Origin of the sequence: Apibacter sp. B3706 (assembly GCF_011082725.1) — a bacterium.
Taxonomy (GTDB): domain Bacteria; phylum Bacteroidota; class Bacteroidia; order Flavobacteriales; family Weeksellaceae; genus Apibacter.
In genome coordinates this window covers 915,918-931,422 of sequence record NZ_CP049715.1, presented here as the reverse complement: position 1 = coordinate 931,422, position 15,505 = coordinate 915,918, and the positions used below count along the sequence as shown (strand labels likewise).

The window sequence follows — 15,505 nt, the reverse complement described above, 5'->3', positions numbered from 1 at the left end:
GATTATAATATAATAATTTAGTACATACAGTTAAATTTGCTATATTTTAATAACTAACAACGGTTATATAATAACAGTAAATTATGAAAATCGCTTTAATATCTTTAGATTATTATAGATATGATAAATATATTATCTCTGCAATGAAAGAACTAGATATAGAAGCAATTCATATTGATATTTATGCAAACAGATATAGGTATCCCAATCTATGGGTTCGATTAAAAAATTTAATTACTAAATCATTTTTTAATACTAATATCAAAAGAACCCATCTGGAAAAATTAATTAAAAATGCTTTATCTAAAAACGATAAATTTGATAAGATCGTTATAATTCATGCAGAATGGTTATCTCCTGAAACTTTAAAATTTTGTAAACATACAAGTAATGAAATGATTGCTTACCATTACGATGGTATTCAGCGTATGCCTTCTATTACAGATACTTTTAAATATTTTGATAAAATTTACAGTTATGATAGAAATGATGCCAAAAAATATAATTTAAAATTTATACCCAATTATATTTATGAGCAAATGGAAGATATAAATCTTCATGAGCAAAAAATAGCTTTCAATATTTCATCATTAGATAATAGAACTCCCATATTAGAAAAAATTGCAAAAATTTTAGAAAATAAAAATTATCCCTATGAATTTCTGGTTGTAAATCGTAACCATTTTAATTTTTACACTCAAAAATTCAAAACCAAGATTAAATATTTAAATAAAATGGTTTCCAGAGATGAAGTCCTTGAAAAAATTAAAAGATCTAATCTTATGGTTGACATACAAAGGCCTGAACAAATAGGCTTGACATTTCGTGTATTTGAAGCTTTAGGACATCATAAAAAATTGATAACTACCAATAAAGACATTGTCAATTACGATTTTTATAATCCTGCGAATATTTTGATTATAGACCCTGAAAATATTGAAATACCGGATGAATTTTTATATTCAAAGTATGAGAAAGTTCCGGATCATATTCTTAATAAATACCATGTTAAAACATGGGTTAAAGAAATTTTAGAATTAAATTGATCAAAATACTATTTGATTGTAATCTGTCCTATACATTTCATAAAAATATAAATAAATTTGCCTTATTAAAAATAACAGCGAATGCGAACAAAATCTGTTGGGAAAAAAAAAATTAACGTAATAACTTTAGGCTGTTCTAAAAATATTTACGATTCTGAAGTTCTTATCAATCAATTAAAAGCCAATAACAAAGAGGTTGTTCATGAACAAAATGGAGACATTGTAGTAATTAATACATGCGGATTTATAGATAATGCCAAAGAAGAAAGTATTAATACTATTTTAGAATGTGTCAAACAAAAAGAAGAAGGAACTATTGAAAAAATATTTGTTACCGGATGCCTTTCGGAAAGATATAAACCCGATTTAGAAAAAGAAATTCCTAATGTCGATCAATATTTCGGTACTCGTGAATTGCCATTATTGTTGAAAGCTTTAGGTGCTGATTACAAACATGAATTAGTAGGAGAAAAATTAATTACCACTCCTAGACATTATGCCTATTTAAAAATTTCGGAAGGTTGCGATCGACCGTGTAGTTTTTGTGCAATTCCTTTAATCCGTGGAAAGCATATTTCAACTCCCATTGAAGAACTGGTAAAAGAAGCTCAATCGTTGGCTCGAGGTGGAACCAAAGAATTAATTTTAATTGCTCAAGATTTAACTTATTACGGTTTAGACTTATACAAAAAAAGAGCTCTCGCAGATTTATTAAAAGAGCTTATTAAAGTGGAAGGTATTGAGTGGATTCGTCTGCATTATGCTTTCCCTACAGGATTTCCTATGGACGTTCTGGAACTTATGAAAAATGAACCTAAAATTTGCAATTATATTGATATTCCTCTCCAACATATTTCAAGCGATATATTAAAATCCATGAAAAGAGGAACTACCAAAGAAAAAACTAACCGATTGTTGACTGATTTCCGTTCGAAAGTTCCCGACATGGCAATTAGGACAACCTTAATTGTAGGCTATCCGGGCGAAACTCAGGAACATTTTGAAGAATTAAAAAATTGGGTTATAGAACAACGATTTGATCGTTTAGGTTGTTTCTCTTATTCCCATGAGGAAAACACGTCCGCTTATTCATTAGAAGATTCTCTTACTGAAGAAGAAAAAATGAATCGAGTAAACGAAATCATGGAAATTCAATCTCAAATTTCGTGGGAATTAAATCAAGAAAAGATCGGTAAAACCTATAAGTGTATTATAGATAGAAAAGAAGGAGATTATTATATTGCCCGTACAGAATACGATTCACCGGATGTGGACAATGAAGTTTTAATTTCAGCCCATGATGTATATTTATCCGTAGGAAGTTTTGTATCTGTTAAAATTAATCGTGCAGAAGATTTTGACCTTTATGGCGAATTAGTTTAGTAATCCTATTTATTTAAAATTTTGCCGGCTATCAATAATCGTTTTTATCATCGATTCATTTGATTAAAAAAATTCTTATTTACGCATTTGCTTCTACATATTGGTAAACAATATAAAAATGGGACTGATATATAATTTATATCAGTCCCTTATATAAAGTTACATTTACTTAAATTATATGACAATCAACGGTTGTCACAAATAAGCAAAAAAAAAATAATATAATTGATTGATTTTTCGGCGTTTATTAACTCATATAAAATTGTTTAGCAATCTTAACTCATTAAAAACCCTATCCAACTATAATTCTTTTAATTCTTATCAATCATTTTATTAAGATTTTCCGGATATCGATCTCCAACAATATTAATTTTAGACAATCCTTCATTGATCCGATTTAAAACTTCAGGACTTAATTTTAGAGAAGTAGCTTCTATGTTTTCTTTCAAACGATTTAATTTAGTAGTACCCGGTATTGGAACAATCCACGGCTTTTGAGCTAATAACCAAGCAATAGCAACTTGGGCAGGTGTTGCATTAAGTTCTGTACCGATAGATTTTATAAAATCAATTAATACAAAGTTTTTTTTCCTGTTTTCAACCGATAAACGAGGAACTATATTCCTAAAATCATTTTTGTCAAACCGGGTATTTTCATTAATGGTTCCGGTTAAGAAACCTTTGCCAAGTGGACTAAATGTAACAAATCCTATCCCTAACTCTTCCAGTGTAGGAATAATCTCTTTTTCAGGATCTCTGTAAAATAAGGAATATTCACTTTGCAGAGCAGTAACCGGTTGAACGGAATGGGCTTTTCTTATCGTTTGAGGACCTGCTTCCGATAATCCCCAATGTTTAACTTTGCCTTCTTTCATTAAATCTTTGATTGTTCCTGCCACTTCTTCAATCGGTATATTTTTATCAACTCGGTGTTGATAGTACAAATCAATATAATCGGTTTTTAATCTTTTAAGTGAGCCTTCCAGAGCTTTTCTAATACTTTCGGGTCTACTATCAGGCGGATTGGAGGAATTTCCATCTTTAAATCCAAATTTGGAGGCTATTTTTATTTTACTTCTAAATTCTTTTACCGCTTCTCCTAAGAGTTCTTCATTCGTAAAGGGGCCATACACTTCAGCTGTATCAAAAAAAGTTATTCCGGAATCGTAAGCAGTTTGTATTACTTTTATTGCTTCTTTTTTTTCAATGGACGGACCTAAACCAAAACTTAATCCCATACAACCCAAACCTAATTCGGAAACCTCAAGTCCATTTTTTCCTAATATTCTTGTTTTCATTTAAAAATATTTAATAGTAAATTTATATCAACAAAGATACTTTTATAAAATAGCTTTAATTTTATATAATTTACTGAAATTGTTATCAATTTTACTGATTATTAATTTCTTATACGAGTAAAAACATGATTTATGTAAATTTGAATGAATCTAATGATCATCTAAAATGGAAAAAATTATTTCTATAGATAGTGTTAAAACCTATAATACCATGCGAGGAGTTGAAACCACTCATCCATTAGTTAACGTACTTGATTTATCAAAAACTAAACCGATAACAGCTCAAACATTCAATTACGGTTTATATGCCATATTTTTAAAAGAATTAAAATGCGGTGAATTAAAATATGGAAGAAATACGTATGATTTCCAAGAAGGCTCTCTCGTTTTTATTTCACCCGGACAAATTATGAAAGTAGAGCCCAATGTAACCACCTATGCACCTAAAGGATGGGGATTATTGTTCCATCCCGACCTATTACTTGGAACTCAATTAGGTAAAGACATAAAAAAATACTCATTTTTTTCTTATGACAGTAACGAAGCTTTACATCTATCCGACAAAGAAAAACAAATGGTTTTAGAATGTTTTAAGAATATTCAATATGAAATTGAACAACCTATAGATAAACACAGCAATACACTGATCACTACCAATATTGAACTACTACTAAATTACAGTTCTCGTTTTTTTGATCGTCAATTCGATACAAGAAAAGATATTAATAAAGGAATCTTAGAAAAATTTGAAAAACTACTTTATGAATATTTTTCTTCTGATAATTCAAAAAATTTGGGTTTACCTTCAGTAGCTTTTTGCGCCTCACAATTGAATTTATCATCCAACTATTTTGGAGATTTAGTAAAAAAAGAAACCGGAAAATCAGCTCAAGAATATATCCAAGAAAAAGTTATTTATTTAGCTAAAGAAAGAATTTTAGATCTGAATAAAAATATTTCTGAAATCGCTTATGAACTTGGATTTAAATATCCTCAACATTTTACCCGATTTTTTAAAAATCAATTAGGTATTACTCCTAATGAATATAGAAATATCAATTAAAAATTTTTATAAGTATTGGATATTCAAATTTTAAACAATTAATTACCTAATAACTTGTACGTAAATAAAGAAAAGCAATTGAAATCTTATTAAATAAAATATCTTTAAAATACTACTTATTTACTCCATTTCATTTTAAAATATTTAAAATTAAGATTCCCTATTTATAAACAAAAAAACTCCGGTTAACAATAACCGGAGTTTATAATTAAAATTTTTTTAAGCAATGAAATTACAATATTTCATAATTAACTTTTATGACTCCTGCATTTAAGCTTGTTAATTCTGCAAAAGCAGCTTTACTTAAATCAAATTCTCTTTTAGGTACAAATGGTCCACGATCAGTAATTCGTACAATAACTTCTTTACCATTTTTTGGATTTATAATTTTAACTTTCGTCCCAAATGGTAATGTTTTATGTGCAGCAGTAAAATCATTCATGTTATATCTTTCTCCGCTTGAAGTCAATCGACCGTGAAACTTTCCTCCATACCAAGAAACACGCCCGGAAAGAGTGGATTTTTCATTACTATCTGCCTCTTCTTTGGAAACGTTACTTGTCAAACTGTCATTTTGGTAATTTACTTTAATAGTGTCACCGGATACATGAGAAAGGGAAGGAGCTTTTACCAATTCTTCGCTGTGAAAAAATGTAAATGATAAAGACACTAATAAAATAATCATCAATGCTAAAGTTACTTTCTTCATATTTTAGTTTTACTCTTTTGTGCTGCAAAATTACAATCTCATTATCTAAAATATTCTTAAATACATTTCACATATGGTAAGCATACATATGTAAACTTCTATATTTATTTTAAATAAAGGGTTTCAATGAGATAGTTAAAAAAATGTTAAATTATATTGATTTTGTTAATTTTTTTCACTTTTAATCATAAATGAAATTCACTTTATTAAAAACAAATGTTTTATTGATAAATAAATATAAATTAATAGTATTATTTTTGACAACTAAACGTAATTATATAATGAAAAAAATTGTTTCTTATTTTCTTTTATGCCTCGTCTTACTATCGTGTACTTCAATTGAGAAAAAGAAAAATATAAAAAATGTAGAAGAATTTTATAAAATATATGCTCAAAGAAAAGACGCCAAACAACTTATGGGCTTTTATACGGACAACAATCCTAAATGGGTAGATGCCGTTTCGCAATCTTTATTGGAAGGCAAAAATATAATTTTGGATATGTATGAGAACAGTTGGAATGACAAAAATTTTAAAAAACATCAAGATTATCCCGAAAGCGTAACAATTAAAGAAATAGTTTCGAATGATAGCATCGTAGCAGTTAGTGGGCAATATAATCCCTATTATTATAAGGATAAATTAATACATTCCATGAAATTCACTTCATGGTTCTATTTTGATAAAGAGGGAAAGATTAAAAAACAAATCGAGTGGATGCAATACACCATGAATGATTTAAAGGATATCATAAATTTTAAACAAAACGCAGAAATAAATTAATTTTTTTAAACGAAATTTTAAAATTCTTATTTTTGTAGCTCCAAAAACCAAGTAGTAAAAATGACTTCTAAAGAAATACGAAAAACTTTTCTGGATTTTTTTAAATCTAAACAACATAGTATAGTTCCGTCTGCTCCGATTGTTTTAAAAGATGATCCTACACTCATGTTTTCCAATTCCGGAATGACACAGTTTAAGGATTATTTTTTAGGCTATAAAGAACCTAAAAATAAGCGTACGGCCGACACTCAAAAATGTTTACGGGTTTCAGGAAAACATAATGACTTGGATGATGTAGGTAAAGATACCTATCATCACACCATGTTTGAAATGCTTGGAAACTGGAGTTTTGGAGACTATTTTAAAAAAGAAGCTATTGAATGGGCTTGGGAATTGTTAACTGATGTATTTCAAATTTCAAAAGACAGGCTCTATGTTACCATATTTGAAGGAGATGCAGAAGAAGGCTTAGAAAAAGATATGGAAGCCTACAACTTTTGGAAAGAACATATTTCAGAAGATCGAATACTTCTCGGTAACAAAAAAGACAACTTTTGGGAAATGGGCGAAACAGGACCTTGTGGGCCTTGTTCGGAAATACATGTTGATATCCGTTCGGATGAAGAAAGAAAAAAAATCGATGGTAAAAATTTAGTTAATCATGACCATCCGCAAGTTATAGAAGTTTGGAACCTGGTTTTTATGGAATTTCTCCGTAAGGCGGACGGCAGTTTAGAAAAACTTCCTAAAAAAAATGTAGATACGGGAATGGGATTTGAAAGGCTTTGTATGGTATTACAAGGCAAAATTTCTAATTACGATACAGATGTATTTACTCCCTTAATAAAAAAAATAGAAGAAATATCCGAACTAAAATACGGCGAAAACACTACCGTTGATATAGCCATGCGAGTTTTGGCAGATCACGTAAGAGCCATCACATTCTCTATAGCCGACGGACAGTTACCTTCTAATTCCGGAGCAGGATATGTAATACGAAGAATCTTGAGACGGGCCATTGGTTATGCATACCGTGTTTTGCATATCAAAGAACCTATTTTATACAAGCTGGTTCCGATTTTAAATACTCAAATGGGAGAGTTTTTTCCCGAAATTTCTAAACAAGAAAGTCTTATATCAGAAATTATAAAAGAAGAAGAAATTGGATTTTTAAGAACGCTGGATCAAGGATTGGTACGATTGGCTAATTTTATGGAAAACAATCCGAAATTAGAAATCATACCCGGAGATGTTGTTTTTGAATTATACGATACCTATGGTTTTCCTTCAGATTTATCTCGAATAATTGCCGAGGATCATGGAAAAACCATTGATGAAAATGGTTTTAATGAAGAAATGAGCAAACAAAAAGCTCGTTCCAAATCTGCTTCCACTTTTAAAAATTATGATTGGGTTATCTTACAAGAAGATGATGTAGAAGAATTTGTAGGTTATGATTTTTTGGAAACTCATGTTAAAATAACAAGATATCGTAAGGTAGAAAATAAAGAAGGAGAATTTTATCAATTAGTATTTCAAATTACCCCGTTTTATGCCGAAAGTGGAGGACAAGTAGGGGATATAGGGTATATTGAAAATCTAAATGAAAAAATAGAAATTCTAAATACTAAAAAGGAAAATAATTTAATTATTCATACGGTAAAAGAACTTCCGAAATACCCTGAATTTCCATTTAATGCAAAGGTAGACAGCAAAAGAAGAGAGGCTATAACCAAAAACCACTCGGCGACCCACCTTTTACATGAAGCATTGAGGGAAGTATTAGGTAAACATGTTGAACAAAAAGGTTCTTATGTAGGACCGGACTATTTACGTTTTGATTTTTCCCATTTCAGCAAAATGAGTCCGGAAGAAATACAAAAAGTTGAAATGATGGTCAACACCAAAATTTATGAAAGAATCGAATTAGACGAAAATAGGGCAGTCCCATTTAAAAAAGCTATTGATATGGGAGCTATGGCTCTTTTTGGTGAAAAATATGGCGATTTAGTACGGGTAATTAAATTTGGAAATTCGGTTGAATTATGTGGAGGAACCCATGTAAAAAATACGCATGAAATCATATTTTTTAAAATTATGAGTGAATCTTCCAGTTCCGCAGGGGTACGAAGAATTGAAGCGATTACCGGCGAAACAGGCATAGCGTTTCTTAAAGATCAATTCAGTCAATATGATCGTTTAAAAAGCTTTTTAAAACAGCCAGATGATCCTATTAAATCCATTGAGAAATTATATTCGGAAAATGATCAACTAAAAAAACAAGTTGAGCAACTCAACAAAGAAAAAGCAAATCATGAAAAAATACTTTGGAAAAATTCAATTACTCAAGTGAATGGAGTAAATTACCTTGGATTACAGACCGACTTAAGTAATGCATCAGTAAAAGATTTAATTTTTCAACTAAAGAATGAAATTTCCAATTTGTTTATTATCATAGGTACTCATACCGATCAAAAACCTACACTTTCCATAGGAATTTCTGAAGATTTAGTTAAAACTAAAAATTTACATGCAGGAACGATCGTAAAAGCTTTATCTAAAGAAATAAAAGGCGGCGGTGGAGGACAACCCTCTTTTGCCACAGCAGGAGGAAGCGATTTATCAGGATTGGCAATTGCTATTAAAAAGTCTTTAGACTATTTACAATAAATAAATAAATAAATAATAATAATTTGTGTTGTGCTCAATTATAAAAATTTATAATTGAGCACAAACTTTTTGTATGAAAAGATTGCGACTTCGTCTAAACTTTTTTCTACCACAAACATTATTCTTTAAACTATAATAAAACTATAATAAAGAATCTAAAGCACTATCTAAATCGGGATACTTAAAAGTAAATCCGGCTGCGCGAATTTTCTCCGATGAAATTCTGCTGCCTTCCAATAAAAGTGTAGAAACTTCACCAAATAACCAGCGCAGTATAAAACCGGGCACATTAGGTAAAAAAAGAGGTTTATTTAACTTTCGGGCAATATCAATGGTTAAATCTTTGTTTGTTGTGTAGGAAGGAGCCACCGCATTGTAAGTACCTTGTAAACCTTCATTTACCAAAACATATTTATATATAGAACATAAATCATCAATATGTATCCACGGAATATACTGTTTTCCAGAACCAAGACAGGCGCCTACATAATAATTTACCATTTTTTTAATTTTATATAAAACGCCTTTTTTATTTTTAGATAAGGATATACCTGTCCTTATTTTTACAACTCTGTCGGCTACGCCTTCTGATAAAAATTCATCAGCTGCTGATTCCCATTGAAAACATACCTCACTTAAAAAATCATTACCCTTAGAATCTGTTTCTTTATATATCTTGTCTGAAGTGGTATTGCCATAATAGCCGGAAGCCGAACCACTGATAAAGGTGAGTATTTTTTGATTCCTATCCTTTAGAGCTTTTAGAATAAGTTTGGCCGAATCTACTCGGCTGGAAAGTATAACTTTTTTTCTTTCATCCGACCATCTTTCATCGGCAATACCTGCACCGGCTAGATGAATAATATGTTTAACTCCCTCCAAAGCGTTGGTATCCAAATATTGCTTTTCAATATCCCATTCATATTCATTCGGTTTGGTTTTTTTTCTGGTAAGATAACGGAGAGAGTAACTTTTTAAGAGTGTCGATAATTGGTTGGCAACCGTTCCGTGAGCGCCGGTTATTAGTATAATTTCTTTTTCTTCCATTTTTTAGTATTTAACGGTAATCGTTGTAATTGCGATAACAAAATAATATGCTGTTAGTTATCAAACTATTATATCAAATAACAGGCCGTTGGTTTAATCCCATAGTTTATTTTATATATTTAAAAATAAAATCTTATTTTTTGAAATAACATTCCTTTAATAAAGAATATTTTTATTATAATGCATGAAATTATTAATTGAAATTAAACTTTTCTAATTTCTTATTGTCTAAATAATAAGAAATAAAAATGGACGAAACAGAACTTTTACTTCTTTTAGAAAAAGATGTTAACAACGGATTCAGGCTGCTGGTAAAAAGGTATAGTCAACCCATATATTGGCATATACGTAAAATTGTCTATACTCATGCAGATGCAGATGATATAACTCAAAATGTATTTATTAAAGTATTTCAAAATTTATCCGGATTTAAAAGAAATTCAAGTCTTAAAACCTGGATATACAAAATAGCAACTAATGAATCATTGAATTTTATTAATAGTGCTGCTCAGAAAAAAAATATAAGAAGCGATGAATTAGTCATTCAGTTGTCTTCTCAACTCAAAGATGATAATTTTTTTGATGGAGATGAAATTCAGTTCAAATTGCAACAAGCCATAGCCGAATTACCCGAAAAACAACGAATTGTATTTAATATGAAGTATTTTGACGATATAAAATATGAAGATATGTCGGAAATTCTGGAAACATCTGTAGGGGCTTTGAAGTCTTCCTATCATCATGCTTCTAAAAAAGTTGAACAATTTCTTTTAGCCAATATTGAAAAATAGTTTATTTAAAACCTTGTATGAATAACGTCAATAAAAATAAATCTACTCCTTTCCAAACCCCTGAAAATTATTTTGCTCAGTTGGAGAAACGTATTGTTTCCCAATCGTTAATTAATAACCCTTCAGAATCCCCCTACAAAATTCCAAATAACTATTTTGAAAATTTAGACAAGAAAATTGTATCAAATACGATTGAAAAAATAAATCCTGATAAGCCAAAAATTTTTACTTTATTTTCTAAAAAAATATATTGGATTCCGGCAGCAGCCTGTTTATTTTTCGCTGTAATGGTGGGAATATATAGTACTAAAAATCAATACACTACTGATTCTTCGATAACAAGTGCTAACTTAGAAAATCAAAACCATTTAGCTTTAACAGATAATTTATATGCACCTAAACCGTCGGATTCGTTTGTATCAACTTCCGGTTCAACGAACAATATTCCTAAACGTTCACCTAAAAGAATTCCAAAAAAAATGGAATCTAGTAAAGATAAAATGATTGAACAAGAGATAATTTCTTCTTCAAATGTTATCTATGATTTGTATTTTACCAATGAGGAAACTACCAATTTATACGATGAAGAAATTTCACAGGATGGTTTTGTTTTATTTTAGAAAAAGTAAAGTTGTTATTTTTTCAATAATTAATGATGGGTATATTCGAAAAAAGCTTCTTCCAAACTTAAATATTTACCTTTAAAATCCTCAATACTTCTATCTTGAATAATAGATCCTTTATTTAAAAGTATGACTCTTGAACATAAGGCTTCAACCTCTTGCATAATGTGAGTAGATAAAATAACGGTTTTCTTTTTACCTAATTCCTGAATTAATTGCCTGATTTCAATAATTTGATTGGGATCCAAACCATTAGTCGGCTCATCTAAAATTAAAATTTCAGGATCAAAGAGAATTGCTTGAGCCAGTCCCACTCGTTGTTTATATCCTTTAGATAATTGACTGATTTTCTTATTTTGTTCCTTTTGTAGGCCCACCTTTTCAATAATGTCGGAAATCTCGCTTTTGGGAGTATGATGAATATCCGAAACAAAGCTTAAATACTCCTTAACATACATATCTAAATATAATGGATTATTTTCCGGAAGATAACCAATTAACGATTTGGTTTTATATGGAAACTCTTGATTATCCATACCATTGATCCAAATTTTTCCCTTGTCAAAAGATAACGATCCTGTAATTGACCGCATCATGGTTGTTTTACCTGCTCCATTTGGACCTAATAAGCCGACAATCTCACCTTTTTTTATTTCCAGAGAAATAGCATGTAAAGCAATTTGTCCTTTATAATGTTTAGTTAGATTTTGTATTTTTACAGACATTTTATTTCTAGCTTGAACAAAGCTGTTCCATTAAATTTATGTAAATATAATTAATAAAAATAAAAAAAATTGGGTGTTTAGTACCATTAATTTATGAAGTCAATATCAATACAAGGGATTAAAGGATCGTTTCATCATGAAGCCGTAAACCGTTTTTTTCAAAATGAAAAAGTGGAAATAATTGATAGTCCTACATTTAAAACCGTAGTAAGGGATGTAATTAATGGGAAAGCAAACTATGGAATGATGGCCATAGAAAATTCAATAGCGGGAGCTATTTTACCCAATTATAGTTTAATTACCAAACACGGGTTACACATAGTCGGTGAAGTGGTCTTACCGATTAAACATCATTTATTAGCATTACCGGGAGAAACATTAGATTCAATTTCTGAAGTTAGAACCCATCCTATGGCTTTATTACAATGTGAAAATTTTCTTGAAAAATATCCTGATTGGAAATTATTATCTAAAGACGATACCGCAACTTGTGCATATAATATTCATAGTAAAAAAATGAAAGGTATAGCGACTATTGGCTCAAAATTGGCAGCAGAAATGTATCAATTACAAGTTTTGGCTGAAAATATTCATGATGTTTCTGATAATTACACCCGTTTTTATTTATTATCTCCTCAAACGGAAAAAGTTGAAAATTTTACGAAAGCATCCTTATACTTCACTACAGATCATACAATGGGTAGTTTAGCAAAAGTTTTAAATATTCTTGCAAACCATCAAATGAATATCACTAAAATACAATCTGTGCCTTTATCAGGATCGGTTTTCCAATATTCTTTTCATGCGGATATTATTACTCCCGGAGGAAATGATGACAATTACCGCAGGGCATTGGAAGAGATAAAAAATAATACCAATTTTTTACATATCTTAGGGGAGTATAAGGAAGATAAAATTTAAAAATGAACTATGAATATATTTTATTGGGAGGCACTCTAATCGGTGCAATTATAGGATATATTAAAGGCTTTCTAAAACAAATTTCTTCAATCGCAGGACTCACGGTCGGATATTTATTTTCTTCTCTGTTTTTATCTCAAATGCATAGCATTTTATTACAAAATAAAATAATTTCAGAAGAAACATCGACATGGGTCAGCTATGTCTGCGTTTTCATCATTTTATTTATAAGTATTCTATTTTTATCCCGAATTATTGAAAAAATTTTAAAAAAATTAGGTTTAGGTTTCACTAACCAACTAGCAGGAATGGCATTGGGTGCTTTAAAATATTTCTTACTAATAATGATGATTTATTGTTTTTTATACTATTTAAATATATTAACTGAAGAAAATTGTTCTATTAATTTATTAAATTTTGTATCTTTATTCAAAACTGTTGTTTTTAAATATATATAATGAAAATTAATTTGTTTAGTAAACAATTATGTTTAGCCAATTTTTTTAATTTTTTACTGGTAATTTTTTTAGGGATTAAATATTTAAAATATACCGAAAATTTAAGCGGATTCATTACATATTTTTATATATTTTCTTCACTTATTACACATTTTTTTATTCTTAATTGTGTTCCACTGTTACTGAGTCTTTTATTCTTATTTTTTACCAAATCAAAATTACTATCTAAACTTATTTTTAGCTTTCTTTCTATTCTTATTATATTATATCTGCAAATAGATTTACTGGTATTTAGCCAATTTAGGTATCATTTATCCCCTATAGTATTTAAATTAGTCTTTGGAAAAAGAGCTACAGATATTTTTCATTTTTCAACTATAAATACTACCATTGCAATACTTTACCTAATTGGACTTATTTTACTTGAGATACTAATACTGTATTTTTCTTCCAAACTATCCAAAAAATTACCTAATTTGAAAATTAAGCTAATCTTAGTGATTATAGGATTTTTATTAGTTGGTACAAACTTTATATATGCTTGGGCTGATGCGAGTCGATACAGGCCTATTGCTCAAATGAAAAATATATATCCTGTCTTCTATCCGTTAACCTCTGAATCACTTTTTCGCAAACTTAATTTAATTAATAAACAAGAAATTGAAAAAAATACTTTACTTAGTCGCTCGTACTCAAAATCATTGATCAATTATCCTTTAAAGCCAATTCTATCTGAAAATAGCCAAAAAAAGAATATAATTTTCATAGTAATAGACTCATGGAGATTCAATTGCATGACCGAAAATATAACTCCGCATATTTTTGAGTTGTCCAAAAGATCACAAGTATTTCAAAACCATAAAAGCGGATCAAATATGACCACAGGAGGCATATTTTCGCTATTTTATGCCATACCTGCTACTTATTATGATAATTTTACAGGATTACAAGTATCTCCGGTTTTTTTCAATGAAATACTTAAACAAGGCTATACATTATCAATTTTGTCCAGCTCAACGCTTGAAAATCCCCCTTTTAATAAAAATGTATTTTCAGGAATTAAAAATTTGAGACTGGAATCGAATGGAAATTCACCTTCAGAAAGAGATAAAGATATTTATAATGAATGGATAAAATTTATTAACTACTATGATTCAAAAGAAAATACTCCCTTTTTCAGTTTCTTATTTTTTGATTCTGCTCATGGCTTTGATTATCCTTCAGATTTTCAGGTGAAATTTAAACCGACCTTAGATGAAGTAAATTATATAGCTTTAAATGATGATTACAATCCAATCCCTTTTTATAACAGATATAAAAATTCATTAAATTATATTGATGGTCTCATAGGAAACATATTGAAAAAATTAGAAGAGAAAAAGCTCTTAGACTCTTCAATTGTAGTCATTACAGGAGATCATGGACAAGAATTTAATGACAATAAAAAAGGATATTGGCAACACGGAGGAAATTTTTCAGATTATCAAATTGGCACACCCCTAATTGTATTTGATGCTTCTAGACCGGCAAAAACTTATACTCATTTAACTTTACATTATGATATTATTCCAACGCTTATGAATACCGTTTTGGGGGTTACAAATCACTATTACGATTATAGCGTAGGCCAAAATTTATATGATTGCAAGAATAGAAATTGGTTTATCTGCGGGTATAATCAAAAATATGCTATCATTGAAAAAAATATGATAATTAATGTTTATTCCTCGGGAATGTATGATGTTGTCGATAAAAAATTAAATCCGGTAAATGAAAATACCGTTGATTTTAGTGTAATTAAAGATGCGGTAATTGAAAATTCACGTTTTTACCATACATCCAAAAAATAGTAGTTTTCAGTTGCTAAATAAAGGAAATCTATACATCAAATAACAGAAAATTAAACAAAAAAATATATTCAGAATAATTAATAAAACGACTGAACTTCCGGTTTAATCGACTTTCAAAGCATTATTGATTTAAAGTACT

The 15,505-nt window shown here is 29.4% G+C and carries 14 protein-coding genes; 10 read left to right on the top strand and 4 right to left on the bottom strand.

Annotated elements, in window-relative coordinates:
• Positions 1-83: 83 nt before the first annotated feature.
• On the top strand, positions 84-1,046 hold the full coding sequence (locus G8C41_RS04235) for a hypothetical protein (RefSeq protein WP_166006255.1): 963 nt from the start codon (positions 84-86) through the stop codon (positions 1,044-1,046).
• Positions 1,047-1,127: 81 nt separating this feature from the next.
• Positions 1,128-2,429: a 30S ribosomal protein S12 methylthiotransferase RimO gene (gene rimO, locus G8C41_RS04230; RefSeq protein WP_160566116.1), complete on the top strand. Its 1,302-nt coding sequence runs from the start codon at positions 1,128-1,130 to the stop codon at positions 2,427-2,429.
• 311 nt (positions 2,430-2,740) lie between these two features.
• Here the strand turns inward: rimO and G8C41_RS04225 are convergent, their stop codons facing one another.
• Complete coding sequence (locus tag G8C41_RS04225; protein WP_166006253.1) at positions 2,741-3,727, bottom strand: aldo/keto reductase; 987 nt, start codon at positions 3,725-3,727, stop codon at positions 2,741-2,743.
• Between the two features lie 166 nt (positions 3,728-3,893).
• On the opposite strand from G8C41_RS04225, the gene G8C41_RS04220 reads away from it, so the two are divergent.
• Positions 3,894-4,790, top strand: a complete 897-nt coding sequence (locus tag G8C41_RS04220; protein WP_166006251.1) for a helix-turn-helix domain-containing protein — start codon at positions 3,894-3,896, stop codon at positions 4,788-4,790.
• Positions 4,791-5,022: 232 nt separating this feature from the next.
• Here G8C41_RS04220 and G8C41_RS04215 read toward each other — a convergent pair whose 3' ends face one another.
• Positions 5,023-5,499 (bottom strand): septal ring lytic transglycosylase RlpA family protein, encoded by a 477-nt coding sequence (locus tag G8C41_RS04215; protein WP_221411736.1) that lies wholly within the window; start codon positions 5,497-5,499, stop codon positions 5,023-5,025.
• 281 nt (positions 5,500-5,780) lie between these two features.
• Between G8C41_RS04215 and G8C41_RS04210 the strand changes: the two genes are divergently transcribed.
• Positions 5,781-6,281, top strand: coding sequence for a hypothetical protein (locus G8C41_RS04210; protein ID WP_166006249.1), 501 nt, complete (start codon positions 5,781-5,783; stop codon positions 6,279-6,281).
• A 60-nt stretch (positions 6,282-6,341) separates the two neighbouring features.
• Entirely contained in the window at positions 6,342-8,951 is a 2,610-nt protein-coding gene (gene alaS / locus G8C41_RS04205) for an alanine--tRNA ligase (RefSeq protein WP_166006247.1), read from the top strand.
• Positions 8,952-9,092: 141 nt separating this feature from the next.
• On the opposite strand, the gene G8C41_RS04200 is transcribed toward alaS, so the two are convergent.
• Complete coding sequence (locus G8C41_RS04200) at positions 9,093-9,998, bottom strand: TIGR01777 family oxidoreductase (protein WP_166006245.1); 906 nt, start codon at positions 9,996-9,998, stop codon at positions 9,093-9,095.
• 248 nt (positions 9,999-10,246) lie between these two features.
• Between G8C41_RS04200 and G8C41_RS04195 the strand changes: the two genes are divergently transcribed.
• A complete protein-coding gene (locus G8C41_RS04195; protein WP_160556641.1) occupies positions 10,247-10,789 on the top strand; it encodes an RNA polymerase sigma factor in 543 nt (180 codons plus the stop codon).
• Positions 10,790-10,806: 17 nt separating this feature from the next.
• Entirely contained in the window at positions 10,807-11,409 is a 603-nt protein-coding gene (locus tag G8C41_RS04190; RefSeq protein WP_166006243.1) for a hypothetical protein, read from the top strand.
• A gap of 29 nt (positions 11,410-11,438) precedes the next feature.
• Here the strand turns inward: G8C41_RS04190 and G8C41_RS04185 are convergent, their stop codons facing one another.
• Positions 11,439-12,137 carry an ABC transporter ATP-binding protein gene (locus tag G8C41_RS04185; protein ID WP_166006241.1) on the bottom strand — a complete coding sequence of 233 codons (699 nt, stop codon included), beginning with the start codon at positions 12,135-12,137 and terminating at the stop codon, positions 11,439-11,441.
• A 93-nt stretch (positions 12,138-12,230) separates the two neighbouring features.
• Here G8C41_RS04185 and G8C41_RS04180 point away from each other — a divergent pair, with 93 nt between their 5' ends.
• From G8C41_RS04180 to G8C41_RS04170, 3 genes are read left to right on the top strand one after another with little or no spacing between them, the layout of a single operon-like run.
• The gene (locus G8C41_RS04180) at positions 12,231-13,058 is read left to right on the top strand and encodes a prephenate dehydratase (RefSeq protein ID WP_160542104.1); all 828 of its coding nucleotides are present in this window, start codon (positions 12,231-12,233) and stop codon (positions 13,056-13,058) included.
• A gap of 2 nt (positions 13,059-13,060) precedes the next feature.
• Positions 13,061-13,516: a CvpA family protein gene (locus G8C41_RS04175; protein ID WP_166006239.1), complete on the top strand. Its 456-nt coding sequence runs from the start codon at positions 13,061-13,063 to the stop codon at positions 13,514-13,516.
• Positions 13,516-15,366 carry a DUF3413 domain-containing protein gene (locus G8C41_RS04170; RefSeq protein WP_166006237.1) on the top strand — a complete coding sequence of 617 codons (1,851 nt, stop codon included), beginning with the start codon at positions 13,516-13,518 and terminating at the stop codon, positions 15,364-15,366. Before G8C41_RS04175 ends, G8C41_RS04170 begins: the two co-directional genes overlap by 1 nt.
• The last annotated feature ends 139 nt before the right edge of the window (positions 15,367-15,505 follow it).